General features: G+C 60.0%; 25 protein-coding genes. 15 read left to right on the forward strand and 10 right to left on the reverse strand.

Annotated elements, in window-relative coordinates:
- Positions 1 to 98: 98 nt before the first annotated feature.
- The 3 genes from metF to metB all read right to left on the reverse strand — a co-directional run bounded on the left by metF (position 99) and on the right by metB (position 4,822).
- Entirely contained in the window at positions 99 to 995 is an 897-nt protein-coding gene (gene metF, locus EDY99_RS20670) for a methylenetetrahydrofolate reductase (protein WP_033645217.1), read from the reverse strand.
- 228 nt (positions 996 to 1,223) lie between these two features.
- Positions 1,224 to 3,659 carry a bifunctional aspartate kinase/homoserine dehydrogenase II gene (locus tag EDY99_RS20675; protein ID WP_033645216.1) on the reverse strand — a complete coding sequence of 812 codons (2,436 nt, stop codon included), beginning with the start codon at positions 3,657 to 3,659 and terminating at the stop codon, positions 1,224 to 1,226.
- Between the two features lie 2 nt (positions 3,660 to 3,661).
- The gene (gene metB, locus EDY99_RS20680) at positions 3,662 to 4,822 is read right to left on the reverse strand and encodes a cystathionine gamma-synthase (RefSeq protein WP_033645215.1); all 1,161 of its coding nucleotides are present in this window, start codon (positions 4,820 to 4,822) and stop codon (positions 3,662 to 3,664) included.
- Between the two features lie 304 nt (positions 4,823 to 5,126).
- On the opposite strand from metB, the gene metJ reads away from it, so the two are divergent.
- Positions 5,127 to 5,444, forward strand: a complete 318-nt coding sequence (gene metJ / locus EDY99_RS20685; protein WP_004931076.1) for a met regulon transcriptional regulator MetJ — start codon at positions 5,127 to 5,129, stop codon at positions 5,442 to 5,444.
- A 77-nt stretch (positions 5,445 to 5,521) separates the two neighbouring features.
- Here metJ and rpmE read toward each other — a convergent pair whose 3' ends face one another.
- Entirely contained in the window at positions 5,522 to 5,737 is a 216-nt protein-coding gene (rpmE, locus tag EDY99_RS20690; protein ID WP_004931078.1) for a 50S ribosomal protein L31, read from the reverse strand.
- A gap of 200 nt (positions 5,738 to 5,937) precedes the next feature.
- Here rpmE and priA point away from each other — a divergent pair, with 200 nt between their 5' ends.
- The 7 genes from priA to rraA all read left to right on the forward strand — a co-directional run bounded on the left by priA (position 5,938) and on the right by rraA (position 14,006).
- The gene (priA, locus tag EDY99_RS20695) at positions 5,938 to 8,133 is read left to right on the forward strand and encodes a primosomal protein N' (protein ID WP_047573319.1); all 2,196 of its coding nucleotides are present in this window, start codon (positions 5,938 to 5,940) and stop codon (positions 8,131 to 8,133) included.
- A gap of 291 nt (positions 8,134 to 8,424) precedes the next feature.
- Positions 8,425 to 9,453 (forward strand): DNA-binding transcriptional regulator CytR, encoded by a 1,029-nt coding sequence (gene cytR, locus EDY99_RS20700; protein ID WP_025304661.1) that lies wholly within the window; start codon positions 8,425 to 8,427, stop codon positions 9,451 to 9,453.
- Positions 9,454 to 9,518: 65 nt separating this feature from the next.
- The gene (gene ftsN / locus EDY99_RS20705) at positions 9,519 to 10,451 is read left to right on the forward strand and encodes a cell division protein FtsN (protein WP_033645213.1); all 933 of its coding nucleotides are present in this window, start codon (positions 9,519 to 9,521) and stop codon (positions 10,449 to 10,451) included.
- A 102-nt stretch (positions 10,452 to 10,553) separates the two neighbouring features.
- On the forward strand, positions 10,554 to 11,084 hold the full coding sequence (gene hslV / locus EDY99_RS20710; RefSeq protein WP_004931085.1) for an ATP-dependent protease subunit HslV: 531 nt from the start codon (positions 10,554 to 10,556) through the stop codon (positions 11,082 to 11,084).
- Positions 11,085 to 11,096: 12 nt separating this feature from the next.
- Complete coding sequence (gene hslU, locus EDY99_RS20715; protein ID WP_033645212.1) at positions 11,097 to 12,431, forward strand: HslU--HslV peptidase ATPase subunit; 1,335 nt, start codon at positions 11,097 to 11,099, stop codon at positions 12,429 to 12,431.
- 96 nt (positions 12,432 to 12,527) lie between these two features.
- Positions 12,528 to 13,445: a 1,4-dihydroxy-2-naphthoate polyprenyltransferase gene (locus EDY99_RS20720; protein ID WP_046687964.1), complete on the forward strand. Its 918-nt coding sequence runs from the start codon at positions 12,528 to 12,530 to the stop codon at positions 13,443 to 13,445.
- A gap of 75 nt (positions 13,446 to 13,520) precedes the next feature.
- A complete protein-coding gene (gene rraA, locus EDY99_RS20725) occupies positions 13,521 to 14,006 on the forward strand; it encodes a ribonuclease E activity regulator RraA (protein WP_004931090.1) in 486 nt (161 codons plus the stop codon).
- 60 nt (positions 14,007 to 14,066) lie between these two features.
- On the opposite strand, the gene zapB is transcribed toward rraA, so the two are convergent.
- Positions 14,067 to 14,306 carry a septal ring assembly protein ZapB gene (gene zapB / locus EDY99_RS20730; RefSeq protein ID WP_004931092.1) on the reverse strand — a complete coding sequence of 80 codons (240 nt, stop codon included), beginning with the start codon at positions 14,304 to 14,306 and terminating at the stop codon, positions 14,067 to 14,069.
- A 524-nt stretch (positions 14,307 to 14,830) separates the two neighbouring features.
- Here zapB and EDY99_RS20735 point away from each other — a divergent pair.
- The 3 genes from EDY99_RS20735 to glpX all read left to right on the forward strand — a co-directional run bounded on the left by EDY99_RS20735 (position 14,831) and on the right by glpX (position 18,366).
- Entirely contained in the window at positions 14,831 to 15,676 is an 846-nt protein-coding gene (locus tag EDY99_RS20735) for an MIP/aquaporin family protein (protein ID WP_004931095.1), read from the forward strand.
- 42 nt (positions 15,677 to 15,718) lie between these two features.
- The gene (gene glpK, locus EDY99_RS20740; protein ID WP_025304664.1) at positions 15,719 to 17,227 is read left to right on the forward strand and encodes a glycerol kinase GlpK; all 1,509 of its coding nucleotides are present in this window, start codon (positions 15,719 to 15,721) and stop codon (positions 17,225 to 17,227) included.
- Positions 17,228 to 17,355: 128 nt separating this feature from the next.
- Positions 17,356 to 18,366 (forward strand): class II fructose-bisphosphatase, encoded by a 1,011-nt coding sequence (gene glpX, locus EDY99_RS20745; RefSeq protein ID WP_033645210.1) that lies wholly within the window; start codon positions 17,356 to 17,358, stop codon positions 18,364 to 18,366.
- A 192-nt stretch (positions 18,367 to 18,558) separates the two neighbouring features.
- Here the strand turns inward: glpX and emrD are convergent, their stop codons facing one another.
- The gene (emrD, locus tag EDY99_RS20750) at positions 18,559 to 19,743 is read right to left on the reverse strand and encodes a multidrug efflux MFS transporter EmrD (protein ID WP_033645209.1); all 1,185 of its coding nucleotides are present in this window, start codon (positions 19,741 to 19,743) and stop codon (positions 18,559 to 18,561) included.
- Between the two features lie 298 nt (positions 19,744 to 20,041).
- On the opposite strand from emrD, the gene EDY99_RS20755 reads away from it, so the two are divergent.
- Complete coding sequence (locus EDY99_RS20755) at positions 20,042 to 20,653, forward strand: metalloregulator ArsR/SmtB family transcription factor (protein ID WP_123062042.1); 612 nt, start codon at positions 20,042 to 20,044, stop codon at positions 20,651 to 20,653.
- 3 nt (positions 20,654 to 20,656) lie between these two features.
- Positions 20,657 to 21,403, forward strand: a complete 747-nt coding sequence (fpr, locus tag EDY99_RS20760; protein WP_033645208.1) for a ferredoxin--NADP(+) reductase — start codon at positions 20,657 to 20,659, stop codon at positions 21,401 to 21,403.
- Positions 21,404 to 21,414: 11 nt separating this feature from the next.
- Here the strand turns inward: fpr and EDY99_RS20765 are convergent, their stop codons facing one another.
- Entirely contained in the window at positions 21,415 to 21,834 is a 420-nt protein-coding gene (locus tag EDY99_RS20765) for a DUF805 domain-containing protein (RefSeq protein WP_016929710.1), read from the reverse strand.
- A 199-nt stretch (positions 21,835 to 22,033) separates the two neighbouring features.
- Here EDY99_RS20765 and EDY99_RS20770 point away from each other — a divergent pair, with 199 nt between their 5' ends.
- Both EDY99_RS20770 and tpiA read left to right on the forward strand, forming a co-directional pair.
- Positions 22,034 to 22,618 (forward strand): DUF1454 family protein, encoded by a 585-nt coding sequence (locus EDY99_RS20770; protein WP_033652211.1) that lies wholly within the window; start codon positions 22,034 to 22,036, stop codon positions 22,616 to 22,618.
- Positions 22,619 to 22,745: 127 nt separating this feature from the next.
- Positions 22,746 to 23,513 carry a triose-phosphate isomerase gene (gene tpiA / locus EDY99_RS20775; RefSeq protein ID WP_033652212.1) on the forward strand — a complete coding sequence of 256 codons (768 nt, stop codon included), beginning with the start codon at positions 22,746 to 22,748 and terminating at the stop codon, positions 23,511 to 23,513.
- Between the two features lie 65 nt (positions 23,514 to 23,578).
- On the opposite strand, the gene EDY99_RS20780 is transcribed toward tpiA, so the two are convergent.
- The 3 genes from EDY99_RS20780 to fieF all read right to left on the reverse strand — a co-directional run bounded on the left by EDY99_RS20780 (position 23,579) and on the right by fieF (position 26,848).
- Positions 23,579 to 24,568 (reverse strand): sulfate ABC transporter substrate-binding protein, encoded by a 990-nt coding sequence (locus EDY99_RS20780; RefSeq protein ID WP_033645235.1) that lies wholly within the window; start codon positions 24,566 to 24,568, stop codon positions 23,579 to 23,581.
- A 183-nt stretch (positions 24,569 to 24,751) separates the two neighbouring features.
- The gene (gene pfkA, locus EDY99_RS20785; protein WP_004931116.1) at positions 24,752 to 25,714 is read right to left on the reverse strand and encodes a 6-phosphofructokinase; all 963 of its coding nucleotides are present in this window, start codon (positions 25,712 to 25,714) and stop codon (positions 24,752 to 24,754) included.
- A gap of 231 nt (positions 25,715 to 25,945) precedes the next feature.
- Positions 25,946 to 26,848: a CDF family cation-efflux transporter FieF gene (gene fieF / locus EDY99_RS20790; protein WP_033631333.1), complete on the reverse strand. Its 903-nt coding sequence runs from the start codon at positions 26,846 to 26,848 to the stop codon at positions 25,946 to 25,948.
- Positions 26,849 to 26,908 lie beyond the last annotated feature (60 nt).

Genomic DNA, 26,908 nt, shown 5'->3' on the forward strand with positions numbered 1-26,908 from the left:
TCATCGCGGCCCCGTTTATCGGGGCCGTTTTTTTATGTCTCCCCCACAAAAAAAGGGCGCCGCGGTAAAGCGGCGCCCTTTTAAATGGAACAGACCCGTCAGGCGGCGGCCACCGGTCGCACGCCCAGCGTGTGGCAGATGGCGTAACTCATCTCGGCGCGGTTCAGGGTATAGAAGTGGAAATCTTTCACCCCTTCGCGGCTCAGGATCTTCACCATGTCCATGGCGATGTTGGCACCAACCATTTTGCGGGTCTCCGCATCGTCGTCCAGCCCTTCGAACATGCTGGTCATCCAGCTTGGCACCCGCACGTTGGTCATGGTGGCGAAGCGCTGCAGCTGCTTGAAGTTGGACACCGGCAGAATGCCCGGCACGATTTCCACGTCGATACCGGCGGCGACGCAGCGGTCGCGAAAGCGCAGGTAGCTCTCAACGTCGAAGAAGAACTGGGTAATCGCGCGACTGGCGCCGGCATCGATCTTGCGTTTCAGGTTAATCAAATCGGCCTGGGCGCTCTTCGCCTCCGGGTGCACTTCCGGGTAAGCGGCGACGGAAATGTCGAAGTCACCCACGTCTTTCAGCAGCGCCACCAGATCGGTCGCGTACATTTCCGGCTTGCCGCCGCCCGGCGGCAGATCGCCGCGCAGCGCCACGATATGGCGGATGCCGCTGTTCCAGTAATCGGTCGCGATGTCGCGCAGCTGCGCCGGGCTGGCGTCGATGCAGGTCAGGTGCGGCGCCGCCTCCAGGCCGGTGCGTTCCTTGATCCCTTTGATGATGCTGTGGGTGCGATCGCGCTCGCCGGAGTTGGCGCCGTAGGTGACGGAAACGAATTTAGGTTTGAGGATGCTCAGACGATCGATCGACTGCCACAGGGTCTCTTCCATCTCGCTGGTGCGTGGCGGGAAGAACTCGAATGATACGTTAATCTGGCCGTTCAACTCCGCCAGACTCTGATTCAGCGCTTCCCGCTGGTTTGCGTGGAAAAAACTCATACCCTGCTCACCTCTTATCGATCACTGTTTTTATTTCATCTTGATGAGCGTCTATACGTTTAGACGTCTAGATAGAAAATGCCGCATGTTGGCTAAAGAGTCAACAGGAAAATGAGGGGAATAAGATGATTAATCCTCACCCGCTCAACGAGGGAATTTCATGATCGCGACAAAGATAAGTATGGCAGGAAAAGCCAAGGGGCGCGGTGAGCCCGCGCCCGCAGAGGATTAAAGCAGCTGCGCCAATCGGTTAAGGTCTGACTGGATCGCGCCGGCGGTCACATCGCGGCCGGCGCCCGGCCCGCGGATCACCAGCGGATTATCGCGATACCAGCGGCTTTCGATGGCGAACACGTTGTCGCACGGCAGCAGCGAGGCCAGAGGATGCTCAGGGCGCACCGCCTCTACGCCGACCCGCGCCTTGCCGTTGGCGTCGAAACGCGCCACATGGCGCAGCACCAGGCCCATTTCGCTGGCGGCCTCAAAGCGCTGTTGCATCTGCTGATTCAGCGCCTCACCGTTCTCGAAGAACTGATCGACGGAGCCCAGCTCGCACCCCGCCGGCACCAGCGACTCGACCCGCACCTGGTTCGGTTCGATGTCGTAGCCCGCCTCGCGCGCCAGGATCACCAGCTTGCGCATCACGTCCTGGCCGGAGAGATCGACCCGCGGATCCGGTTCGGTCAGCCCCTGCTGCCAGGCCTGATCCACCAGCTCGGTGAACGGCACCGTGCCGTCATACTGCAGGAACAGCCAGGAGAGCGTGCCGGAGAAGATACCGCTGATCGCCAGAATGCTGTCGCCGCTGTCGCGCAGATCGCGCACCGTGTGGTTGACCGGCAGGCCGGCGCCGACGGTGGCGTTATACAGCCAGTGGCGGCCGGTTTTGGCGAAGGCGTCGCGTATTTGGCGATAGCTGTCGCTACACGAGGCCCCCGCCAACTTGTTGGCGCTGATCACGTGGAAACCGTAGCTGGCGAAATCCAGATACTGCCCGGCCAGCTCTTCGCTGGCGGTCACGTCGAGCACCACCAGATCGTCGAACGGGTGCGCGCGCATCCACAGGAACAGCGATTCTTCATCCAGCTCCTGCGCTTCGTCCTCAAAGAATGCCAGCGCGCGGCTGGCGTCCAGCCCGTCATAGTTCAGCAGGCTGCGGCGGCTGTCCACCACCCCCGCCAGGATAAATTCGAAGCCGCTGCGCGCGGAGATATTGGTCTGCTCACGGGCGAACAGCTCCAGCCAGCGCGACCCGATATTGCCCTTGCCGAACAGCACCAGACCGATGCGCTTCTCGGCGCGGAACAGGCTTTGGTGCAGCCCCTGGATCAGCAGCGCGGTCGGCCCCTGGCGCAATACCGCCACCAGGCTGATGCCATCTTCCGCCTGCCAGATAAACTCGACCGGCTGATCTTTCAGCTGCTGATAGAAACGGTGGCTGTGCAGCGGGTTCTTGCACACCCCGGCGCCGACCATCGCCACCAGCGCCAATCCTTCGCGCAGGCGCAGCTCGCCTGGCAGCACCGCGGCCTGCAGCGTCGCCAGCGCGCTGTTGACCACCTCGGAGGTGTAGCACAGCTGCACCAGGTTGCGGTCTGGATGGATGCCCACCGCCAGCGGTTTGATCTGCGCGCGCTTGAGCACCAGATCCAACTCTTTCTGCGCCAGTTTGAAGTCATGCTGAGCGGCAACGTGCAGTTCAATCAGGCACACATCGTCGTGGCTGGTGACAATCTTGGCGCCGGTGCCGGAAGCCAATACGCGCTCAATGCGCGTCGAGCCCTGCTCCGGCTGATAGCTGCAGCGCAGCTGAAGATCGATATCGCTACCGGAGACCGGCTGCAGGGTACGGGTGTGCAACACCGGCGCAGCCAGACGCGCCAGCTCGCTGGCTTCGTCCAGACGCAGCAGCGGCAGCAGGCAGGCATCTTTCACCTTGCGCGGATCGGCGCTGTAAACCCCGGCCACGTCGCTCCAGATGGTGACGCGCGCAGCGCCGGCCAGCGCGCCGACCTGAGTAGCGGAGTAGTCGCTGCCGTTACGCCCCAACAGCACGGTTTCCCCGGCGTCGTTGCGCGAAATGAACCCGGTCACTACCAGGCGTTTACCCGGGTGTTGGGCCATCAATTGTTGCAACAGCGGGTAAGAACGGCCTTCATCCACCTGCGGCTGCGCGGCGCGCTCGGCGCGCAGGAAGTCACGCGCATCCAGCCAGGCCGCCTGCATGTCCAGGTGGTTGAGCACCGCCGCCATCAGGCGCGCCGACCAAATCTCGCCGTGCCCGACCACTTCGGCGTAGCACACCTCGTCGACATTGCCGTCCAGCAGCGCCGCCAGGCGTTCCAGATCCTGAATGAACTCGGCGATCAGCGGCTCGGCGCTTTCCGGCGGCAACAGGCCGCTGATAAGATCGCTGTGATAACGACGCAACGTCTGCTGCACCTGGTGCGCAGACAGGCGATCGCTCTGGCTGAGCTTCAGCCAGTTGATCAACTGGTTGGTGGTACTGCCGGCGGCCGATACCACCATCATGTCGCCCGGCTGGCTGTATTCCGCCATAATCCCGGCCACACGCAGATAACACTTCACATCCGCCAGACTGCTGCCGCCAAACTTGTGCAGTTGACGCCCGCTCACCGGCCCTGCTACAGCAATTGCATTCATGCTTACCTCGTTGCCGCCGCCTGGAAAGCGCGTTCCAGATCGGCAATCAAATCTTCACTGTCTTCAATACCCACGGAAATGCGCAGCAGGCTCTCGGAGATGCCGGCCGCTGCCCGCGCCTCCGCCGCCATGCCGGCGTGAGTCATGGTCGCTGCATGCGAGATCAGGCTTTCTACGCCGCCCAACGATTCTGCCAGAGTAAACAGCTCAAGGGCAGAGAGAAAACGGCGCAGCACCGCTTCATCGCCGTCCAGTTCAAAACTCAGCATCGCGCCGAAACCGCGCTGCTGACGACGGGCGATCTCATGCCCCGGATTCTCCGGCAGGGAAGGATGATACAGCTTTTTCACCAGCGGTTGCTGCTGTAAATAGTCAACAATCGCTTCAGCGTTTTGTTGCGCCGCCTTGATGCGTGGCGACAACGTGCGCATGCCGCGCAGCAACAGATAGCTGTCGAACGCGCCGCCGGTCACGCCGATGTTGTTCGCCCACCAGGCCAGCTCGACCGCCAGCTCAGGATCTTTGGCGATCACCGCGCCGGCCACCACGTCCGAATGCCCGTTCAGGTATTTGGTGCAAGAATGGACCACCAGATCGGCACCGAGTTCGATCGGCTGTTGCAGGGCCGGGCTGAGGAACGTGTTGTCCACCACCGTCAACGCGCCCGCCGCGTGCGCGGCAGCGCAGATCGCCGCGATGTCCACCACCCGCAGCAGCGGATTGCTGGGGCTTTCTATCAACACCAGCTTCGGCTTTTGCGCCAGCGCCTGTTGCAGGGCGGCCTCATTGCCTTGATCGACGAACAGCACGCGATAAGCGCCGCGCTTGCTCAGGCTGTCGAATAACCGATAGCTGCCGCCGTAACAGTCGTGCGGCGCCACCAGCAGATCACCGGGCTTCAGCAGTACGGTGGTCACCAGATGGATCGCCGACATCCCGCTGCCGGTCATCACCGCGCCGGCGCCGCCTTCCAGCTCCGCCAACGCGCGCTGCACCACGTCGCGCGTCGGGTTGCCGCGGCGCGAGTAGTCATGAGCTCGGGGTTGATTGAAGTCGGTAAAGTTATAGGTGCTGGACAGATGAATCGGCGGGACAACGCAGCCGTACTGTTCGTCGTCGTTCAGGCCGCTGCGTACGGCAATCGTGGCTGGTTTACGCGTCATGGGCTCGCTCGGCTCTCGGTTCGGTGAATGAGGCCTAAAGAGTAATCGCAGGATTGATAGACGTCAATACATCTGGACATCTAAACTTCTTTGCGTATAGATTGAGCAATGACACAATACCCGCTAAAATTATGCCGATATGACATGACGATAAGATGTTAAGCGGCAATGCCTGGCCGAAGCGGGGCATTCAGTGACCCTGGTCGCGTAAAATTGACATTTATTTAGTGAGAACAGTGAAGATCGGGCATAATTGGCCGGTTTTTAGAATTTTGTAATTTTTCTGACAAAGTTAAGGTGTCCCATGGCTGAGTGGAACGGCGAGTATGTCAGCCCTTACGCTGAACACGGTAAAAAAAGCGAGCAAGTCAAAAAGATCACGGTATCCATTCCGCTGAAGGTCCTGAAAATCCTCACCGACGAACGGACCCGTCGCCAGGTGAACAACCTGCGCCACGCCACCAACAGCGAACTTCTGTGCGAAGCGTTTCTGCATGCCTTTACCGGCCAGCCGCTGCCGAACGATGAAGACCTGCGCAAAGAGCGCAGCGATGAAATCCCGGAAGCCGCAAAAGCGTTGATGCGCGAACTGGGTGTCGATCCCGATACCTGGGAATATTGAGAACCGCCCGGCGAACGCCGGCGGCAGAAAAGAAAAAAGGCGCCCAGGGCGCCTTTTTCATCGGTCGATAAGAAATCTTATTTCTTAGCGCCTGGTACGCTGAAACGCTTGTTGAAGCGGTCAACGCGGCCACCGGTAGCAACGTCACGCTGCTTGCCAGTGTAGAACGGGTGGCATGCGCCACAAACGTCCAGGTTCAGATCGTGGCCCACGGTGGAGCGGATCTTCATCACGTTACCGCAAGAGCAGTTAGCAGTAACTTCTTCGTATTTTGGGTGGATACCTTGTTTCATGGGAAACCTCAGTTAAGGCCGTGTCGCTATCCAGCCCTGTTTCGCCAGACACCACACGTGGTTGATAATAGAATTTTGGTATCGAATTATACCAAAGGCGGCAAATTATACAGCATTAGTCGGGGCGCGCAATCGGAACCGTACATTTGCCGATGCGCCGTGTAAACTGATGCCCACTTTTTTTCAATTTGGATGAGATCATGCCCGTCGTACACGTTGCTTTGCCGGTCCCCCTCGCCCGCACCTTCGACTATCTGCTGCCGCCCGGCATGCAGCCGGTGGCCGGCGCGCGCGTGGGCGTGCCCTGGGGCAGGCAGCATGCAATCGGCATCGTCACCGGCTGCAGCGACACCAGCGAACTGCCGTTGGACAAACTCAAACCGATCGACAGCGTGATCGACACGGAATCGCTGTTCTCCCCCAGCCTGTGGCGCATCCTGCGCTGGGCCAGCGATTACTACCACTATCCCATCGGCGAAGTGCTGTTCCACGCGCTGCCGATCCTGCTGCGCCAAGGCAAACCGGCCGAGGCCGCGCCGCTGTGGCAGTGGTTCGCCACCGAAGAGGGGCGCGCCACGCCGCCCGAAAGCCTGAAACGCGCGCCGAAACAGCAGCAGGCGCTGGCGGCGCTGTTGCAACGCCCGGTCTATCGCCATCAGGTCAGCCAGCTTGAGCTGACGGAAAGCGCCCTGCAGGCGCTGCGCGCCAAAGGGCTGATCGATCTGCGCGCTCAGGTCGCGGCCACGCCGGACTGGCGCCCCAACTTTGCGGTGCTCGGCGAGCGGCTGCGGCTGAATACCGAACAGGCCACCGCCGTCGGGGCGATCCGAAGCGAAGATGAGCAGTTTGCCGCCTGGCTGCTGGCCGGGGTCACCGGCTCCGGCAAGACCGAGGTGTATCTCAGCGTGCTGGAAAACGTGTTGGCCAAAGGCCGGCAGGCGCTGGTGCTGGTGCCGGAAATCGGCCTGACGCCGCAAACCATCGCCCGCTTTCGCGAGCGCTTCAACGCGCCGGTGGACGTGCTGCACTCCGGGCTGAACGACAGCGAACGGCTGGCGGTTTGGCTGCGCGCGCGCAGCGGCGAAGCCGCGATCGTCATCGGCACCCGCTCGGCGCTGTTCACGCCGTTCCGGCAACTGGGCGTTATCATCATCGACGAAGAGCACGACAGCTCTTATAAACAGCAGGAAGGCTGGCGCTACCACGCCCGCGATCTGGCGGTGTTCCGCGCCCGGGAAGAAGATATCCCGATGGTGATGGGCTCCGCCACGCCAGCACTGGAAACGCTGCACAACGTGCAGCTGGGCAAATATCGCCAGTTGAAGCTCACCCAACGCGCGGGCAACGCCAAACCGGCGGCGCAGCATCTGATCGATCTGAAAGGATTGCCGCTGAAGGTCGGCCTGTCGCAGCCGCTTTTGAAAAGCATGCAGCACCATTTAAAAGCCGGCAATCAGGTGATGCTGTTCCTCAACCGCCGCGGTTACGCCCCGGCGCTGCTGTGCCACGAGTGCGGCTGGATCGCCGAGTGCCAGCGCTGCGATCACTATTACACCTTCCACCAGCATCAGCGCCAGCTGCGCTGTCACCACTGCGACAGCCAGCGACCGGTGCCGCACCAATGCCCGCAGTGCGGCTCCACCCACCTGGTATCGGTCGGCGTCGGCACCGAACAGCTGGAACATGAGCTGGCGCCGCTGTTCCCCGACACGCCGATCACCCGCATCGATCGCGACACCACCAGCCGCAAAGGGTCGCTGGAACAGCACCTGGCGGATATTCATCGCGGCGAAGCGCGCATTCTGATCGGCACGCAAATGCTGGCCAAGGGCCACCATTTTCCCGACGTCACGCTGGTGGCGTTGCTGGACGTGGACGGCGCGCTGTTCTCCGCCGACTTCCGCTCCGCCGAGCGTTTCGCTCAGCTCTATACCCAGGTCTCCGGGCGCGCGGGGCGAGCGGGCAAACAGGGTGAAGTGCTGCTGCAAACCCACCACCCGGAGCACCCGTTATTGCAGGTGCTGCTGCAACAAGGTTACGACGCCTTCGCCAAACAGACGCTGGCGGAGCGCAACAGCGTGTTTCTGCCGCCCTACACCAGCCACATCATCGTGCGCGCCGAAGATCACGATAACCAACAGGCCCCGCTGTTCCTGCAGCAGCTGCGCAATCTGTTGGAAGCCAGTCCGCTTAAGGACGATTCGCTGTGGGTGATGGGCCCGGTGCCGGCGCTGCAGTCCAAACGCGGCGGCCGTTTCCGCTGGCAGCTGCTGCTGCAGCATCCGACACGGCGCGTCCTGCAACAGCTGATGAAAAGCTCGCTGCCGCTGATCGGCACCCTGCCGCAAACGCGCAAGGTGAAATGGACGCTGGATGTCGATCCGATCGACAGCTGATCCCGGAAAAGTCCGATTTAGCTGCCGTCATGCAAACGTTTACCCTTTAAATTGCGAGTGAACGCTAAAAAACCTTCTCAGGTCACATTTTTTATGCAAATTAGGTAACAAAGGCGGGGCGTATTCTGTTTAGAATGTCTGCGAGGGCAAATTTTGTCGCCACATCGCAGCGCGACGGAGTGCTCGAACGCGAGTGGCGCTCAATGACAACAATCCCGCCACCGCATGCCGGACATTGTGAGCAAACAGCAGTAGTGGCGTCGGCATGGGGCTGACGCAAGGAGAAAGGCGTTGGAACACAAGAAAGAGTTATCCATGGCGACCATGAAAGACGTCGCCGAAATGGCGGGCGTTTCAACGGCTACCGTATCGCGTGCGCTGATGAATCCGGAAAAGGTGTCAACGCCAACGCGTCAGAAAGTGGAACAGGCCGTGCTGGCCGTGGGTTATTCTCCTCATGCTCTGTCACGCAATATCAAACGCAACGAATCTCGCACCATCCTGGTGATCGTGCCCGACATCTGCGATCCGTTTTTCGCGGATGTGATCCAGGGGATCGAACAGACCGCCGCCCAACAAGGCTATCTGGTGCTGATCGGCGACTGCGCGCAGCAGAACCAGCAAGAACGCACCTTCGTCAATCTGATCATCACCAAACAGATCGACGGCATGCTGCTGCTGGGCTCTAATCTACCGTTCGACGCCAGCAAGGAAGAGCAGCGCAACCTGCCGCCGATGGTGATGGCCAATGAGTTCGCGCCCGAGCTGGAACTGCCGACGGTGCATATCGACAACCTGACCGCCGCCTTTGAAGCCGTGCATTATTTGCATCAATTGGGCCACCGGCAGATCGCCTGCGTCGCCGGGCCGGAACAGATGCCGCTGAGCCATTATCGGCTGCAAGGTTATGTTCAAGCGCTACGCCGTAATGGCATTACCGTCGAAAGCAGCTATATTACCCGGGGTGATTTTACCTACGAAGCCGGCGCGCAAGCGCTGACCCAGTTGATGGCTCAGCCGAAACCGCCGACGGCGGTGTTCTGCCACAGCGACGTCATGGCGATCGGCGTGCTGTCCCAGGCGAAGAAAATGGGGCTGCGGGTACCGCAGGATCTGTCGATCGTCGGCTTTGACGACCTCAAGCTGGCGCAGTATTGCGATCCGCCGCTGACCACGGTGGCGCAGCCGCGCTTCCAGATCGGCCAGCAGGCGATGTTGTTGCTGTTGGAGCAGTTGAACGGCCAGACGGTGGCCAGCGGCTCCCGACTCTTGGACAGTGAATTGATTATCAGAGGCAGCACCGCTGCTCCGAAACGCTAGTCAAATATTTTAGGGTTCAGTAACATGACGGACTTATCCTCTCATCAGGACACAGCGGAATAATAGTGGCACAAAAAGACTATGTAAGCCGTGGGCGCGCAGCAGGAGCTAAGCGCAAAACCCCCAGCCGTAAAAAACGCAGTTCTCCGAAGGTTTCCAAAACCGTGCTGGCGTTAGCCGTCGCGTTGCTGGTTGTCTTTGTCGGTGGCCTCTATTTCATTACGCACAACAAGCCGGAAGACGCGCCGTTGTTGCCTGCGCACACCACTCGCCCAGGCAACGGCCTGCCGCCGAAGCCGGAAGAGCGCTGGCGCTATATCAAAGAGCTGGAAAACCGACAGATCGGCGTGCAAACCCCGACCGAACCGACGGCCGGCGGCGAGCTCAATTCCAAAACTCAGCTGACCGCCGAACAACGGCAACTGCTGGAGCAGATGCAGGCCGACATGCAACAGCGCCCGACGCAGCTGAATGAAGTGCCGTATAACGATCCGGGCCAGGCCAACGCGCGCGGCAACCGCCAGCAGCAGATGCAACAACCGCAAATGCAGCAGCAGCCGGTACAGCAACAGCAGCAGGTCACTCAGGCGCCGCGCAACCCGTTCAACAACGGGGCCACCACCGCGCCGGTGCAGCAGCACCAGCAGCCGAAGCAAGTCACCCCGCCGCCGGCGCAGGTGAAACAGCCTGAGCCGAAGCCGCAACCGAAGCCGGAGCCCAAACCGGAAGTGAAACAGGAAACGGCCAAGCAGGACACCAAACCGGAATCGAAACAGAAGTGGATGGTGCAATGCGGTTCGTTCCGCGCCACCGATCAGGCTGAATCCGTGCGTGCGCGCCTGGCGTTCGAGGGCATCGAGAGCCGCATCACCGCCGGTGGCGGTTGGAATCGCGTGGTGCTCGGCCCCTACAGCAGCCGCGCCGCAGCGGACAAAACCCTTTCGCGCCTGAAGGGCGTCGGCATGTCGAGTTGCATTCCCCTCTCCGTTGGGGGTTGAAAAGCGTCAATCCCCCCCCATCTATACTCTCAATATGCCTCGTAGCGTCTGCGAAAGCAGGCGCTGCGGGGACTTCTTTCCGTCTTTAACGAGGGTCTGCTCGTGACAACAATTGTAAGCGTACGCCGCAACGGCCAGGTCGTCATCGGTGGTGATGGCCAGGCAACCCTGGGTAATACGGTGATGAAGGGTAACGTCAAGAAAGTGCGTCGCCTGTATAACGACAAAGTGATCGCCGGTTTCGCCGGTGGCACCGCTGACGCCTTCACGCTGTTTGAACTGTTTGAACGCAAACTGGAAATGCATCAGGGCCACCTGGTGAAAGCCGCCGTCGAGCTGGCGAAAGACTGGCGCACCGACCGCATGCTGCGCAAGCTCGAAGCGCTGCTGGCGGTCGCCGATGAAACCGCCTCGCTGATCATCACCGGCAACGGCGATGTGGTGCAGCCGGAAAACGATCTGATCGCCATCGGCTCCGGCGGCCCGTACGCCCAGGCCGCCGCCCGCGCCATGTTGGAAAATACCGAGCTGAGCGCCCGCGACATCGTTGAGAAATCCCTCAACATCGCCGGCGACATCTGTATTTACACCAACCATTTCCACACCATTGAAGAATTGCCTTCCAAAGCGTAAGGATCGAATACCATGTCTGAAATGACCCCGCGCGAGATCGTCAGCGAACTGGACAGCTATATCATTGGCCAAAACAAGGCCAAACGCGCTGTCGCCATTGCCCTGCGCAACCGCTGGCGCCGGATGCAGCTCAACGAGATGCTGCGTCACGAAGTGACCCCGAAAAACATTCTGATGATCGGCCCGACCGGCGTCGGTAAAACCGAAATCGCCCGCCGTCTGGCGAAGCTGGCCAACGCGCCGTTCATCAAGGTTGAAGCCACCAAGTTCACCGAAGTGGGCTATGTGGGCAAAGAAGTGGACTCCATCATTCGCGATCTGACCGATGCCGCCATCAAAATGGTGCGCATGCAGTCGATCGAGAAAAACCGCACCCGTGCCGAAGAGTTGGCCGAAGAGCGCATTCTCGACGTGCTGATCCCGCCGGCCAAAAACAACTGGGGCCAGCCGGAAGAAGGCCAGGAACCGTCCGCCGCCCGCCAGGCATTCCGCAAGAAACTGCGCGAAGGCCAGCTGGATGACAAAGAGATCGAAATCGATCTGGCCGCCGCGCCGATGGGCGTGGAAATCATGGCGCCTCCGGGCATGGAGGAGATGACCAACCAGCTGCAGTCGATGTTCCAGAACCTCGGCGGCCAAAAGCAAAAACCGCGCAAACTGAAGATCAAAGAAGCCTTCAAGCTGCTGGTGGAAGAAGAAGCCGCCAAGCTGGTGAACCCGGAAGAGCTGAAAGAGCAGGCGATCGAAGCGGTTGAGCAGCACGGCATCGTGTTTATCGATGAGATCGACAAAATCTGTAAGCGCGGCGGCCAAAGCTCCGGCCCGGACGTCTCCCGCGAAGGCGTGCAGCGCGATCTGCTGCCGCTGGTGGAAGGGTGCACCGTGTCCACCAAGCACGGCATGGTGAAAACCGACCACATTCTGTTCATCGCTTCCGGCGCGTTCCAGACCGCCAATCCGTCGGATCTGATCCCGGAACTGCAGGGCCGTCTGCCGATCCGCGTTGAGCTGCAGGCGCTGACCACCGAAGACTTCGAGCGCATCCTGACCGAGCCGAGCGCGTCGCTGACCGAACAGTACAAAGCGCTGATGGGCACCGAAGGCGTCAATATCGAGTTCACCGCCGACGGCATCCGCCGCATCGCCGAAGCCGCGTGGCAGGTCAACGAAAGCACCGAGAACATCGGCGCGCGTCGTCTGCACACCGTGCTGGAGCGTCTGATGGAAGATATTTCCTACGATGCGAGTGAAATTAATGGCCAATCCATTACAATTGATGCGGATTACGTGCGCAGTCATCTGGATGAACTGGTGGCGGATGAAGATTTGAGTCGTTTTATCCTATAATCGCTCAATCATTGTCTTGTCAGTCATCTGTGTGGGAGGCATTGCCTCCCACAATTATTTCTAACGGACACCGCAACTTACTGACAGAAGCGAAACATGAGCTCATCAACCTCCACCACCCCGATTTCCGCCTGGCTCGAAAGTCTACGCCCCCGCACCCTGCCGTTGGCCTTTGCCTCCATCGTGGTCGGCTCGGCGATCGCCGCCTGGCACGGCAGCCTGAAACCTGAAGTGGCGCTGCTGGCGCTGGTGACCGCCGGTCTGCTGCAGATCCTCTCCAACCTGGCGAATGACTACGGCGATGCGGTCAAAGGCAGCGACAAAGAAGATCGCATCGGGCCGTTGCGCGGCATGCAAAAGGGCATGATCACCCAGGCGCAGATGAAACGGGCGCTGGTGGTGACGGTAGTGCTGATCGCCCTCGCCGGCTGTTCGCTGATCGCCGTCGCCTGCGAGCAACCCAGCGACGTGGTGGGCTTCCTGGTGCTGGGCGGGCTGTCTATCGTGGCGGCCATCACCTACACCGTCGGCAACAAACCCTACGGGTATTTGGGGCTGGGCGACATCTCGGTGCTGGTGTTCTTCGGCTGGCTGAGCGTGGCCGGCACCTACTATTTGCAGACGCACACCTTCGACAGCGTCGTGATGCTACCGGCCACCGCCTGCGGCCTGCTGGCGACGGCGGTACTCAACATCAACAATCTGCGCGATATCGAAAGCGATCGCGAAAACGGCAAGAATACGCTGGCGGTGCGTCTCGGCCCGCACAAGGCGCGCATTTACCACGCCCTGCTGCTCGGCGGCGCGGTGCTGTGTTTCGCGCTGTTTACGCTGTTCAACCTCCACAGCCTGTGGGGTTGGCTGTTCGTGCTGGCGATCCCGCTGCTGGTGCGCCACGGCCTGCGCGTGCTGCGCGATCCGACGCCGGTCGGCATGCGGCCGATGCTGGAGCATATGGTCAAGGCGGCGTTGCTGGCCAACCTGCTGTTCGCCATCGGCGTGGCGCTCAGTTAAAAACTGATGATTTTGCCAACAGGGCGAATAAAGGGATATACTGAACATTCCTGCGGCAAACAGACGTAAAATCCTATGAAATACGATACTTCCGAACTTTGCGACATCTATCATGAAGAGGTGAACGTTGTTGAACCTCTGTTCTCCAATTTTGGCGGGCGTACTTCATTTGGCGGGCAGATCACCACGGTGAAATGCTTTGAGGATAACGGCCTGTTATTCGATCTGCTTGAAGAAAACGGTCGCGGCCGCGTGCTGTTGGTCGACGGCGGCGGTTCGGTACGCCGGGCGCTGATCAACGCCGAACTGGCGCGCCTGGCCGCCCAGAACGAATGGGAAGGCATCGTGGTGTACGGCGCGGTGCGCCAGGTGGACGATCTGGAAGAGCTCGACATCGGCATTCAGGCGATGGCGGCGATCCCGGCGGGTGCCGTAAGCGAAGGCGTGGGCGAAAGCGATATCCGCGTCAACTTCGGTGGCGTCACCTTCTTCTCCGGCGACCACCTGTATGCCGACAACACCGGCATCATCCTCTCCGAAGACCCGCTCGACATCGAGTGATTTTCGGACATGAAAAAGGGCGCCTCAGGCGCCCTTTTCGTTGCTGCATGGCGTAAGGAATCAAACCTCTTCCATTTTGCCCAGCAGCGCGCGCAGGCGATCTTGCCATACGTGCTGTTCTTCTTTCAGCTGTTGGTTTTCGCGCACCAGCGCTTCGTGGTTGCCGGAGGCAGCCTGCACTTCCTGCGACAGAGAGTTGTTTTTGTCTTTCAGCTCTTCAATTTCCATCTGCAACAAGGTGATGGTATCAATCGCCTGCTGTACTTTTGCTTCCAGTTTCTCAAATACTTCAAATGACATGCTTCAGTCCCCTCATGATAGCAAGGCGTACATCTATAAGTAGCGGCCGCAACGTCGGCTGCAGCTACTGCGAATATTGCATCGCGCTCAGTGACGCGCGCCGTTACGGAAGGCGCGCCAGTCTCGATTCGTTAAAAACGATTGTAAGTAGCCAGTCTCCGCCTGTCTAGCAACATACCGGATCATCGCGCAGTCTGTTGCAATTTTCCTGCCCTCGCCATCAGTAAAAACTGAAAATCCCCGCCGCCGCCGCCGCGAGTTGTTAACGCCCCTCGCCAAACCACTGGTCAGATCACACTTTTATGGCTCAGAAAGAACACTGAACGACGCGAAATCGCTCAATTTTATGACGCGCCACACACATTTTGATTTCGCTATTTCTCGTTTATGTTCGTTAACGATAAATTTACATCACGTCCTCATTCAATAATTGGACGAGATGAAAAAAACTGTGCCCATAGGTCAGATGTATACCTGGCTGAGCCTATAAACCAACAACCGCCGTTTTGCAGGACACCAACATTATGAGCCAAACCACCAGTCCGACATTAAAAGGCCAGTGCATCGCCGAGTTCCTCGGCACGGCGCTGCTGATCTTCTTTGGCGTAGGCTGCGTTGCCGCACTGAAACTGGCGGGCGCCAGCTTCGGCCAGTGGGAAATCAGCATCATTTGGGGCCTCGGCGTCGCCATGGCCATCTATCTGACCGCCGCCATTTCCGGCGCGCATCTCAACCCGGCGGTCACCCTCGCCCTGTGGCTGTTCGCCTGCTTCGACGGGCGCAAAGTGGTGCCTTACATCATTGCGCAGATCGCCGGCGCCTTCTGCGCCGCCGCCCTGGTCTACGGGCTGTACTACAACCTGTTCTTCGACTTCGAAGCGGCTCACCATATGGTGCGCGGCAGCAACGAAAGCCTTGAACTGGCCGGCATCTTCTCGACTTACCCTAACGCGCACATCTCCGTCGGCCAGGCCTTCCTGGTAGAAATGGTGATCGCTGCGATCCTGATGTGCCTGATCCTGGCGCTGACCGACGACGGCAACGGCATTCCGCGCGGCCCGCTGGCGCCGCTGCTGATCGGTATTCTGATTGCCGTGATCGGCGCCTCCATGGGACCATTGACCGGCTTTGCGTTGAACCCGGCGCGTGACTTCGGGCCGAAACTGTTCGCCTACCTGGCCGGCTGGGGCAAAGTCGCCTTCACCGGCGCGCGCGACATCCCGTACTTCCTGGTGCCGATCTTCGCCCCTATCGTCGGCTGTGGCCTGGGCGCTTTCGGTTACCGCGCGCTGATTGGCCGCCACCTGCCGTGCGACGTCTGCGTGACGGAAGAAGAGCCCGACGCCAAGACCCAGCAGCGTAAAGCGTGATGGGTGCAGTTTTAAACGGTTAACAACAGCAGGATAATTACCATGACTGTAGAAAAAAAATACATTGTCGCACTCGACCAAGGGACCACCAGCTCACGCGCCGTCGTGCTCGATCACGACGCCAACATCGTTGCGGTATCGCAACGCGAATTCCCGCAGATCTATCCAAAGGCCGGCTGGGTTGAGCACGACCCGATGGAGATCTGGGCGTCGCAAAGCTCGACGCTGGTAGAAGTGCTGGCGAAGGCCGACATCAATTCCGATCAGATCGCCGGCATCGGCATCACCAACCAGCGCGAAACCACCATCGTCTGGGAAAAAGAGACCGGCAAGCCGGTCTACAACGCCATCGTCTGGCAGTGCCGCCGCACCGCCGACATCTGCGAGAAGCTCAAGCGCGACGGCCTGGAAGAGTATATCCGTCACAACACCGGCCTGGTGGTTGACCCCTACTTCTCCGGCACCAAGGTGAAATGGATCCTGGACAACGTCGAAGGCGCCCGCGAGCGCGCCAAGCGCGGCGAACTGCTGTTCGGCACCGTCGATACCTGGCTGGTGTGGAAGATGACCCAGGGGCGCGTACACGTCACCGATTACACCAACGCCTCACGCACCATGATGTTCAACATCCACGAGCTGGACTGGGACGAACGCATGCTGGAAGTGCTGGACATTCCGCGCGCCATGCTGCCGAAAGTCCGTCCTTCCTCCGAGGTATACGGCCAGACCAACATCGGCGGCAAGGGCGGCACGCGTATTCCTATCGCCGGTATCGCCGGCGACCAGCAAGCGGCATTGTACGGCCAGCTGTGCGTTCAACCGGGCATGGCGAAGAACACCTACGGCACCGGCTGCTTCCTGCTGATGAACACCGGCAAAGAAGCGGTGCGCTCGAAAAACGGTTTGCTGACCACCATCGCCTGCGGCCCGCGCGGCGAAGTGAACTATGCGCTGGAAGGCGCGGTGTTCATCGGCGGTGCGTCTATCCAGTGGCTGCGCGACGAGCTGAAACTGATCAGCGACGCCGCCGACTCCGAATATTTCGCCACCAAGGTGAAAGACAGCAACGGCGTCTATGTGGTGCCGGCCTTCACCGGCCTGGGCGCGCCCTACTGGGATCCGTATGCCCGCGGCGCCATCTTCGGCCTGACCCGCGGTGCCAACAGCAACCACATCATCCGCGCCACGCTGGAATCCATCGCCTTCCAGACGCGCGACGTGCTGGACGCCATGCAGGCCGACGCCAACACCCGCCTGCAATCGCTGCGCGTGGACGGCGGCGCGGTCGCCAACAACTTCCTGATGCAGTTCCAGTCCGATATCCTCGGCACCCGCGTAGAGCGCCCTGAAGTGCGTGAATCGACGGCGTTGGGCGCCGCGTTCCTGGCGGGCCTGGCCATCGGCTACTGGAACGATCTGGATGAAGTGAAGAGCAAAGCGGTGATTGAGCGTGAATTCCGTCCAAGCATCGAAACTACCGAACGCAACTACCGCTACAGCGGCTGGAAAAAAGCGGTGGCTCGCGCGCAGGCGTGGGAAGATCACGACTAAACCCAGCCTTGCCGTTACCCCAAAATTGCGCTGCCTGCGGGCGGCGCTTTTTTTTGCCCCGCCCCGCCCCGCCGCGCTGTGATAGACTTTGCCGATATTTTCTTCCCTTTCTCACAGACAGGTTTGCCATGAAACGTGAATTAGCCATCGAATTTTCCCGCGTTACCGAAGCCGCCGCGCTGGCGGGCTACAAATGGCTGGGACGCGGCGACAAGAACGCCGCCGACGGCGCGGCGGTCCACGCCATGCGCATCATGCTCAACAAGGTGGATATCGATGGCCGCATCGTGATTGGCGAAGGCGAGATCGACGAAGCGCCGATGCTGTATATCGGCGAGCAGGTCGGCAGCGGCCAGGGCGACGCGGTCGACATCGCGGTCGATCCGATCGAAGGCACCCGCATGACCGCCATGGGCCAGTCCAACGCGCTGGCGGTCTTGGCGGTGGGCGATCGCGGCACCTTCCTGCACGCGCCGGACATGTACATGGAGAAGCTGGTGGTCGGCCCGGCGGCGCGCGGCGCCATCGATCTCAATCTGCCGCTGGCGGAGAACCTGCGGAACGTCGCCGCGCGGCTGGACAAACCCTTGTCACAGCTGACGGTCATCGTGTTGGCCAAACCGCGCCACGACGGCGTCATCGCGCAGATGCAGCAGTTGGGCGTGCGGGTGTTCGCCATTCCTGACGGCGACGTGGCGGCCTCCATTCTCACCTGCATGCCGGAAAGCGAGGTCGATGTGATGTACGGCATCGGCGGCGCGCCGGAAGGGGTGATCTCCGCCGCGGTGATCCGCGCGCTGGACGGCGACATGCAGGCGCGTTTGCTGCCACGCCATGAAGTGAAAGGCGACAGCCCCGAGAACCGCCGCCTCGGCGAGCAGGAGCTGGCGCGCTGCCGTGAGATGGGCATCGAGGCCGGTCAGGTCTTGCGCCTGGACCAGATGGCGCGCAACGACAACGTCATCTTCTCCGCCACCGGCATCACCAAGGGCGATTTGCTGGAGGGCATCAGCCGCAAGGGCAACATGGCCACGACCGAAACGTTACTGATCCGCGGCAAGTCGCGCACCCTTCGCCGTATCCGTTCGACCCACTATCTGGATCGCAAAGACCCGGCGCTGCACGAGTTTCTGCTGTAACGAAACAGGGCGCCGAAGGGCGCCCTGATGATTGATGACAAACCTCATGCCCTTGCCGGGTTGGCAGAGAGCAGCGAATAGAAAACAAGGAAAATCAATTCATTGATTTTCGGCTGATCCCCGCAAAGGGGGGAAAAACCACGCTTTTTCTCCCCTTTGTCAACGGTATGAGGGCGCCGAAGCGCCCTGTCGTTATGCGGTGTGTCCCTGATGCTGCATCCGGTTGGACAGCGGCCACCAGCAAAGCAGGATCAGCACCGCCATCGCGAACATCAGCAAGCCGAGGCTAAACTGCCCGGTTTGCGGCAGCATGGCGGAAAGCCAGGTCGCCAGACCGGAGCCCATGTTCTGCATGCCGCCCACCAACGCGCCCGCCGCGCCGGCCAGGTAAGGGAACGGCTCCATCGCCCCGGTGGTCGCCAGCGGGAACAGCATGCCGGCGCCGAAGAAGAACAATGCAGCCGGCACGATCAGCGTCCAGATGTTCATTACGCCGAACCAGCCCGGGATCCACATCATCGCTCCCGCCAGCAGGCAGCTAATCACCGAATGCCACATCAGGGTGTGGAAGGTCTTGCCGTCGCGCCCGGCGTACCAGGCGCCGAAAAACGCCGCCGGGATCGGCAGAATGAACAGGATGCTGACGGTCAGGCCGCTCAGCCCCAACACACCGCCCATCAACACGCCGCAGCTGGCTTCAAATACCGCAATCCCCGCCAGCGCGCCGATCAGCATCACCAGATAGCAACTGAAGGTGCTGTCGCTCAACAGCTGGCGGAAACTGGCCAGCATGCGGCGTTTTTCTGTCTGGACCGGACGGGTCTCCGGCAGCCAGCGGAACATCGCGAAGGCGACGCAGGCGCACAGCGCCAGCAGGAAGGCGTAACAGGCTCGCCAGCCGAACACCATCGCCAGCGCGCCGCCGATCACCGGCGCCAACAGCGGGCTGACCAAAATCCCCATATTCAGCAGGCTGTTGGCATAGCGCAGCGCGGTGCCGGCATACAGATCGCGCGGCATGGTGCGCGCCATCACGCCCGCCACGCCGGTGCCCATGCCCTGGATGGCGCTGGCGGCGACCAGCATCGTCAGGTTGGTGGACAGCAGCGCGCCCAGCGCCCCCACCAGGAAGATCATCATGCCGGTCAGGATCACCGGACGACGCCCGATACGATCCGATATCGGCCCGTAAATCAGCTGGGAGAAACCGTAGGTCAGCAGATACGCCGCCATCACCCGCTGCACGGCGCCGGTGCGCACCGACAGATCGTGAGCGATGTCAGCAATGACGGGAACATAAATGGTTTGCGCCATCTGACCGACGGCGACCAACAGGATAAGCATCACCAGCAGGTGAAAGTTCTCTAGTTTTCTCATTATCTTCGTTAACGTTTCAACTCGTCACAGCGTCCCGGTATGGCCGTTGCAGCAGCCAGAACGGCGAGCAGCCCTCTATGGCGGCATAAGCTAATCAAATCTGATTTTTTTATCGAGTTTCAGACAAATATTGATCCAGGTCACACTGGCAGCAAACCCGACCAGGCTCGTAAATTAAACTGTACGTCTAACGCTTTGGGGGTAAAAATTAGCGCGTTTGCAGTAGCTGCGCTTTAGCATTTAATCGATAATTATTTTCATCAACTTGAAATAAAATAACACCATAGGGATTTGGTTCATGAAAACACCTGAGCTGATTTTATTGCAGTTAAAGGTTCTCGGCCCGCACTCCGCCAAAATGCTGGCGGAGCGTCTGGACATCACGCCGATGGGCATCCGACAACATCTGCAATTCCTGGAAAAACGTGAGCTGGTTTGTTACGAAGAAGCGCGCAGCAAGGTCGGCCGCCCGACGCGCTACTGGTCGCTGACCGAGCGGGGGCACGCCTACACGGCCGACGATCAGGAGCGACTGCGGGAATCCGCGCTGCAGCTGTTTGGCGGCGCCGGCGTGGAACCGTTGCTCATCGCGCGCGAAGAGCAGCTTTATCTGCGCTATGCCGAAGAGCTGTCCGCCGAGCGCAGCCATCAGGATCGGCTAACCCGCCTGGTTCGCCTGCGGCAACACGACGGTTACATGGCCGAATTGCTCGATCATCCGCACGGTGCGCTGCTGGTGGAAAACCACTGTCCGATCGGCGTGGCCGGTTCCAACTGCAGCAGCCTGTGCAATTCCGAGCTGCAGCTGTTTCACCGGCTGTTCGGCAACGACTACCGGGTAGAGCGCACCGCGCACGCCATTTCCGGCTCACGACATTGTGCTTATTTGATTCGACCACGGGAGCTTTAGAGTATGGCTGAATGGGTAAACGGCAAGGTTACGCAGGTAAAACAATGGACCGACGGGCTGTTCAGCCTGGTGGTCAATGCCCCCATCGATCCTTTCACCGCCGGGCAATTCGCCAAGCTGGCGCTGGAGATCGACGGTGAACGGGTGCAGCGCGCCTACTCCTACGTCAATGCCCCCGATGACGCCAACCTGGAGTTCTATCTGGTCACGGTGCCGGAAGGTAAACTGAGCCCGCGCCTCAATCAGCTGCAGCCGGGATCGGACCTGATGGTGACCAAAGAAGCCGCCGGCTTCTTCGTGCTGGACGAGGTGCCCGACTGCGACACGCTGTGGATGCTGGCGACCGGCACCGCCATTGGCCCCTATTTATCGATTCTGCAGCAAGGCGCCGGCCTTGAGCGCTTTAACAACCTGGTGCTGGTGCACGCCGCGCGTTTTGCGCGCGACCTGAGCTACCTGCCGCTGATGCAGCAACTGCAGCAACGCTACAACGGCAAGCTGCGCATCCAGACCGTCGTCAGCCGTGAAGAGACGCCCGGCTCACTGACCGGCCGCGTGCCGGCGCTGATCGAGGACGGCCGACTGGAAGCGGCGATCGGCTTAACCATCGACGCCGAAACCAGCCACGTGATGCTGTGCGGCAACCCGCAAATGGTGCGAGATACGCAGCAAACGCTGAAAGACCAACGCCAGATGCGCAAGCACCTGCGCCGCAAGCCGGGCCATATCACCAGCGAACACTACTGGTAACCCGGCGGGGATCAGCGGAACTTCACCGGTTCGGCTTCCGGGCCGAACCGATTGTCTCCCGGCGTGCCGACGAAGGCACCCAAATCGATCATCATCATCACGATAATCAGCGTCGGAATGAAACGCCCGACGCCCCATTGCCAGATCGGCGCCAGCATCTGCCAGTTCCCCGCCGCCAGCATCCACGCCAGGATCAGCAGCAGCGCCCACCAGCCGGCCTTGTTGCGATCGTGCAGGCGCTTGACCAGCACCGCCGCCGTCGGCCACAGCAGCGCCACGATAAAGAAAGCGATGGATTGGATGGCGATCAGCTGATAGTTGGCCAGCGTAAACGCCGCCGCCATCAGCACCAGCCACAGCCCCATCCAGATCCAGAAGTCGCGCCGCCCGATGCGGCCCTTAAAAGAAAAACACCACTGTTGTAACGTCATCGATTCCTGCGCTCTAAGCCTGCCCATATTCTGCGCCGCAGTGTAACATAGGCGCTGCCGGGCCGAGTTTTCCGCCTCGCATAACGCGGCGCGCCGCACAGCTTTCTCGTCAGCGAACCGATAATGGCGTGGGATCTTTGACAAGGCCTGCGGGTTATCGCTTTAATCGGAGCCATCTTTGTCCTTGATGCCATACGCCATGCTGAGAAAAACCCTCGCCATCGCCTGCCTGCTGCAGGCCGCCGCCAGCGCCTGGGCCGAACCGCCCGCCGCCGAAGCGAAACCGACCGCGCCTTACCTGCTGGCCGGCGCGCCGACGTTCGACCTGACGGTGATTAAATTCCGTGAAAAGTACAACCGCGATAACCCGAAGCTGCCGATTGGCGAATTCCGCGCCATTCCCGCCGCCGAAGACGATTCGCCGCTGCTGACGCGCGCCGCCAGTAAACTTAACGAAAACCTGTACGCCTCCACCGCACTGGAGAAAGGTACCGGTAAAATCAAAACGTTGCAGATCACACATCTGCCGCTGCAGCAGGCCAATGAAGAAAAAGCCGCGCGCACCATCGCCATCAACTACATGGCGGCGCTGATGCGTCAGTTCGAACCGGCGCTGACGGTGGAACAGAGTCAGAACAAGGTGAACAGCCTGCTGGAAAAAGGCAAAGGATCGCGTTTTTACCAACAGCAAGTCGGCGCCATTCGCTATGTCGTCTCGGACAACGGCGATAAAGGGGTCACCTTCGCGGTTGAACCGATTAAGCTGGCGCTTTCCGAGCCGTAACGGCGCGGCATTTAATGACGAAAAGCAAAGCCTTCGCGCTTAATGATCTCTATACTGTTGGGCAGGTAAACTGCCGGTCCGGCAGTTGTCATTTCGACTCTCGCGTTCCCTAGTTGGAGGAAAAAACATGCGTCATCCATTAGTTATGGGTAACTGGAAGCTTAACGGCAGCACCCACATGGTCAACGAACTGATCGCCGGTCTGCGCAGTGAGCTGAGCAGCGTTGACGGCTGTGGCGTCGCCATCGCCCCGCCGGTGATGTATCTGGATCAGGCCAAGCACGCGCTGGCCGGCAGCCGCATCGCGCTGGGCGCGCAGAACGTGGACGTTAACCTGTCCGGCGCCTTCACCGGTGAAGTTTCCGCCAACATGCTGAAAGACGTCGGCGCTCAATACATCATCATCGGCCACTCCGAGCGTCGCACCTACCACAAAGAAAGCGACGAAGTGATCGCCGAGAAATTCGCCGTGCTGAAAGAAGCCGGTCTGATCCCGGTGCTGTGCATCGGTGAAACCGAAGCGGAAAACGCAGCGGGCAAAACCGAAGAAGTGTGTGCGCGCCAGATCGACGCCGTACTGAAAACGCTGGGCGCACCGGCGATGAAAGGCACCGTGATCGCCTATGAGCCGGTCTGGGCCATCGGTACCGGCAAATCCGCCACCCCTGCGCAAGCGCAGGCCGTGCACAAATTTATCCGCGATCACATCGCCAAACACGATGCCGCGGTCGCCGCTGAAATCATCATCCAGTACGGCGGTTCGGTGAACGACAAGAACGCCGCAGAGCTGTTCTCCCAGCCGGACATCGACGGCGCGCTGGTGGGCGGCGCCTCGCTGAAAGCCGACGCTTTCGCCGTGATCGTCAAAGCCGCTGCCGCAGCGAAAAAAGCCTGATTGTCTTAGGCTTGCCATAAAAAAACCCCGGCAAGCCGGGGTTTTTTATTGCCGCTCAAACGGGATCAGCGTTTGCTTATCTCGTCGAAGACGCCGCCGGTGGCGAAGTGCACCTTCTGCGCTTCGGTCCAACCGCCGAAGGTGTCATCCACGGTGAACAGCTTCAGCTGCGGGAACTGACCGGCGAACTTGGCCGCCACCGCCGCATCGCGCGGGCGATAATAGTGCTGCGCCGCAATAGTCTGCCCTTCCGGCGAATACAGATACTTCAGGTAGGCGGTCGCCACGTCGCGGGTGCCGCGTTTATCGACCACCTTATCCACCACCGACACCGTCGGTTCGGCCAGAATCGATTCGCTCGGGGTGATGATCTCGAACTTGTCTTTGCCCAGCTCTTTCTCCGCCAGCAGCGCTTCGTTTTCCCAGGCGATCAGCACGTCGCCGATGCCGCGCTCAACGAAGGTGTTGGTCGAGCCGCGCGCGCCGGAATCCAGCACTTCTACGTTCTTGTACAGGTCTTTGACGAACGCCTGCGCCTTGGCCTTATCGTTGTTGTTGTGATGCAACGCGTAGCCCCAGGCGGCGAGGTAGTTCCAGCGGGCGCCGCCGGAGGTTTTCGGATTCGGGGTGATCACCGACACGCCCGGCTTGATCAAGTCAGGCCAGTCATGAATTTGTTTCGGGTTGCCTTTGCGCACCAGGAAGACGATGGTCGACGTGTAAGGCGCCGAGTTGTCCGGCAGGCGTTTTATCCAGTCTTTCTCAATGCGCCCGCGTTCGGCGATGGCGTCGACGTCATATGCCAACGCCAGCGTCACCACGTCGGCCTCGATGCCGTTGATCACCGAAGTCGCCTGTTTGCCGGAGCCGCCGTGCGACTGACGCACCGTCACCTTGTCGCCGGTTTCCGCCTGGTAGTGCTTGCTGAATGCCGTGTTGTAAGCCTGATAGAACTCACGCGTCGGATCGTATGACACGTTCAGCAACTGAATATCCTTCGCCATGGCGCCGGACGCCAACAGCACCAATGTCAGACCTACACCCCATTTACGCATCGACAGGCTCTCCCAGAAAATTAACGCAACCTCAATCGGTTGATTTAGCATCAGAGCCTGCCAGAAACTTTCCCGGCAATTAAAGAATAAAAAATTTTGGGCTAGATGATTCTGGAATATGTCACCGGCGAGCATAAAAAAGCCCCCGCAAGCGGAGGCTTTCGGCGCGCGGTGAGCGGCGAATCAGTACAGCTTTTTCGCCGTTTCCAGCCAGTCGCCCTTGAACGGACGCTTCATGTTTTCGATCGCGTCGATGATGTCGTGATGCACCATCTTTTCGTTCTGGATACCGACGCAGCGGCCGCCGTAACCCTGCAGCAGCAGTTCGATGGCGTAGGCGCCCATGCGCGAGGCCAGGATGCGGTCATAGGCGACCGGTGAACCGCCGCGTTGAATGTGGCCCAGCACGGTAGCGCGGGTTTCACGCTTGGTTTCCTGCTCGATGTGGCGCGCCAACTCATCGATGTCGCAGATGTGCTCGGTTATCGCTACGATGGCGTGCTTTTTGCCCTTGGCGATACCGGCCTTGATTTCGCACACCAGATCTTCGCGATTAAATTCGATTTCAGGCAGCACGATGAATTCGCAGCCGCCGGCAATCGCCGCCGCCAGCGTCAGATCGCCGCAGTAACGGCCCATCACTTCCACGATAGAGATGCGCTGGTGCGACGAGGAGGTATCGCGCAGGCGGTCGATCGCTTCCACCACGGTTTCCAGCGCGGTGAAGTAACCGATGGTGTAGTCGGTACCGGCGACATCGTTATCGATGGTGCCTGGCAGGCCGATGCACGGGAAGCCTTCTTCCGTCAGGCGTTTGGCGCCCATGTAGGAACCGTCGCCGCCGATCACCACCAGCGCGTCGATACCGCGATTCTTCAGGTTTTCAATCGCCTTGGCGCGCACGTTTTCATCCCTGAATTCCGGGAAGCGGGCAGAGCCGAGGAAGGTGCCGCCGCGATTGATCATGTCGGACACGCTATAGCGGTCCAGCTGCTCCATGCGATCTTCGTACAAGCCAAGGTAGCCATCGTAAATACCAAAAACTTCCAGACCTTCTGAAAGCGCAGAACGCACAACGCCGCGGATTGCAGCGTTCATACCCGGCGAATCACCGCCGCTCGTCAGTACACCGATTTTCTTGATCATGACTACCTCTGAACTGTGTAGATGCAATTTCTTAAGAATTCTGTCTCCGCCGATCGTCTTGAAACCTCTCCGGCTGCAGAAAACCAGCTTTACGGCTTATTGCTGGATATTATATCAAAAACACCCAGCTGAATTGATTCAAGTCACGCAATATAACGGTTAAAACACCGCATGGCACGCTGAGCTAACTCAGATATTCATGATAATACGTTGCGCTATGCCTCTATATGATTATAGCTCCCAATGCCCCTGCCTACCCGGCGGCACCACGGAGCACGGATCCAGGTGAATGATGACGTCCGCCCCCGCAAAACGTTGCCGCAGGGCTTGTTCCACCTGATCGGCCAACCGGTGCGCCTCGCGCAGCGGCAGCGTGTCCTCCATCTCCAGATGCAGCTGGATGAAACGCGTCGGCCCCGACTGACGCGTGCGCAGATCGTGTGCGCCTTTCACGCCGGGCCAGGAGGAAACCACGGCGATAATCGCCTGGCGCTCGTCATCCGGCAACGCCCGATCCAACAGCGACTGCACCGCTTCATAGCCCATGCGCAACGCGCTATAGAGGATGTAAACGCCGATGCCCAGCGCGAACAACGCATCCGCCCGTTGGAAGCCGTACCAGCTTAGCCCAAGAGCGATAAGAATAGCACCATTCATCATGACATCTGACTGATAATGCAGCATATCTGCGCGTACGGCCTGACTGCGCGTTTTTCTGACCACCCAGCGTTGATAGGTGACCAGAATCAGCGTGCTGACCAACGCGATCACCGTCACCACGACCCCGACGCCGGGATCGCGCAGCGTTTGCGGCGCATACAGGTGCTGGAAGCCGGTGAGGAACAAAAACAGGGCGGAGCCGGAAATAAACATGCTTTGCGCCAGCGCCGCCAGAGATTCCGCTTTGCCGTGGCCGAAGGTGTGCTCGGCATCGGCCGGCTGTAGCGAATAGCGCACCACCAGAAGGTTGGTCAGCGAGGCGGCGATATCGACCAACGAATCCACCAGCGCCGCCAACAGGCTGACCGAACCGGTGTGGTACCAGGCGACGATTTTAATCAACAGCAGCGACGACGCCAGCGCGGTTGCGGCCAACGCGGCGGACTTTACCAGGCGTGCATAGCGCTGTTCCATAAGGGGTCCCGGCCAAAAGGTGTGGCGCTCAATATAGCGAAATGTCGGATAAAAAAAACC

The sequence above is a fragment of the Serratia sp. LS-1 genome (assembly GCF_003719595.1).
Taxonomy (GTDB): domain Bacteria; phylum Pseudomonadota; class Gammaproteobacteria; order Enterobacterales; family Enterobacteriaceae; genus Serratia; species Serratia ureilytica.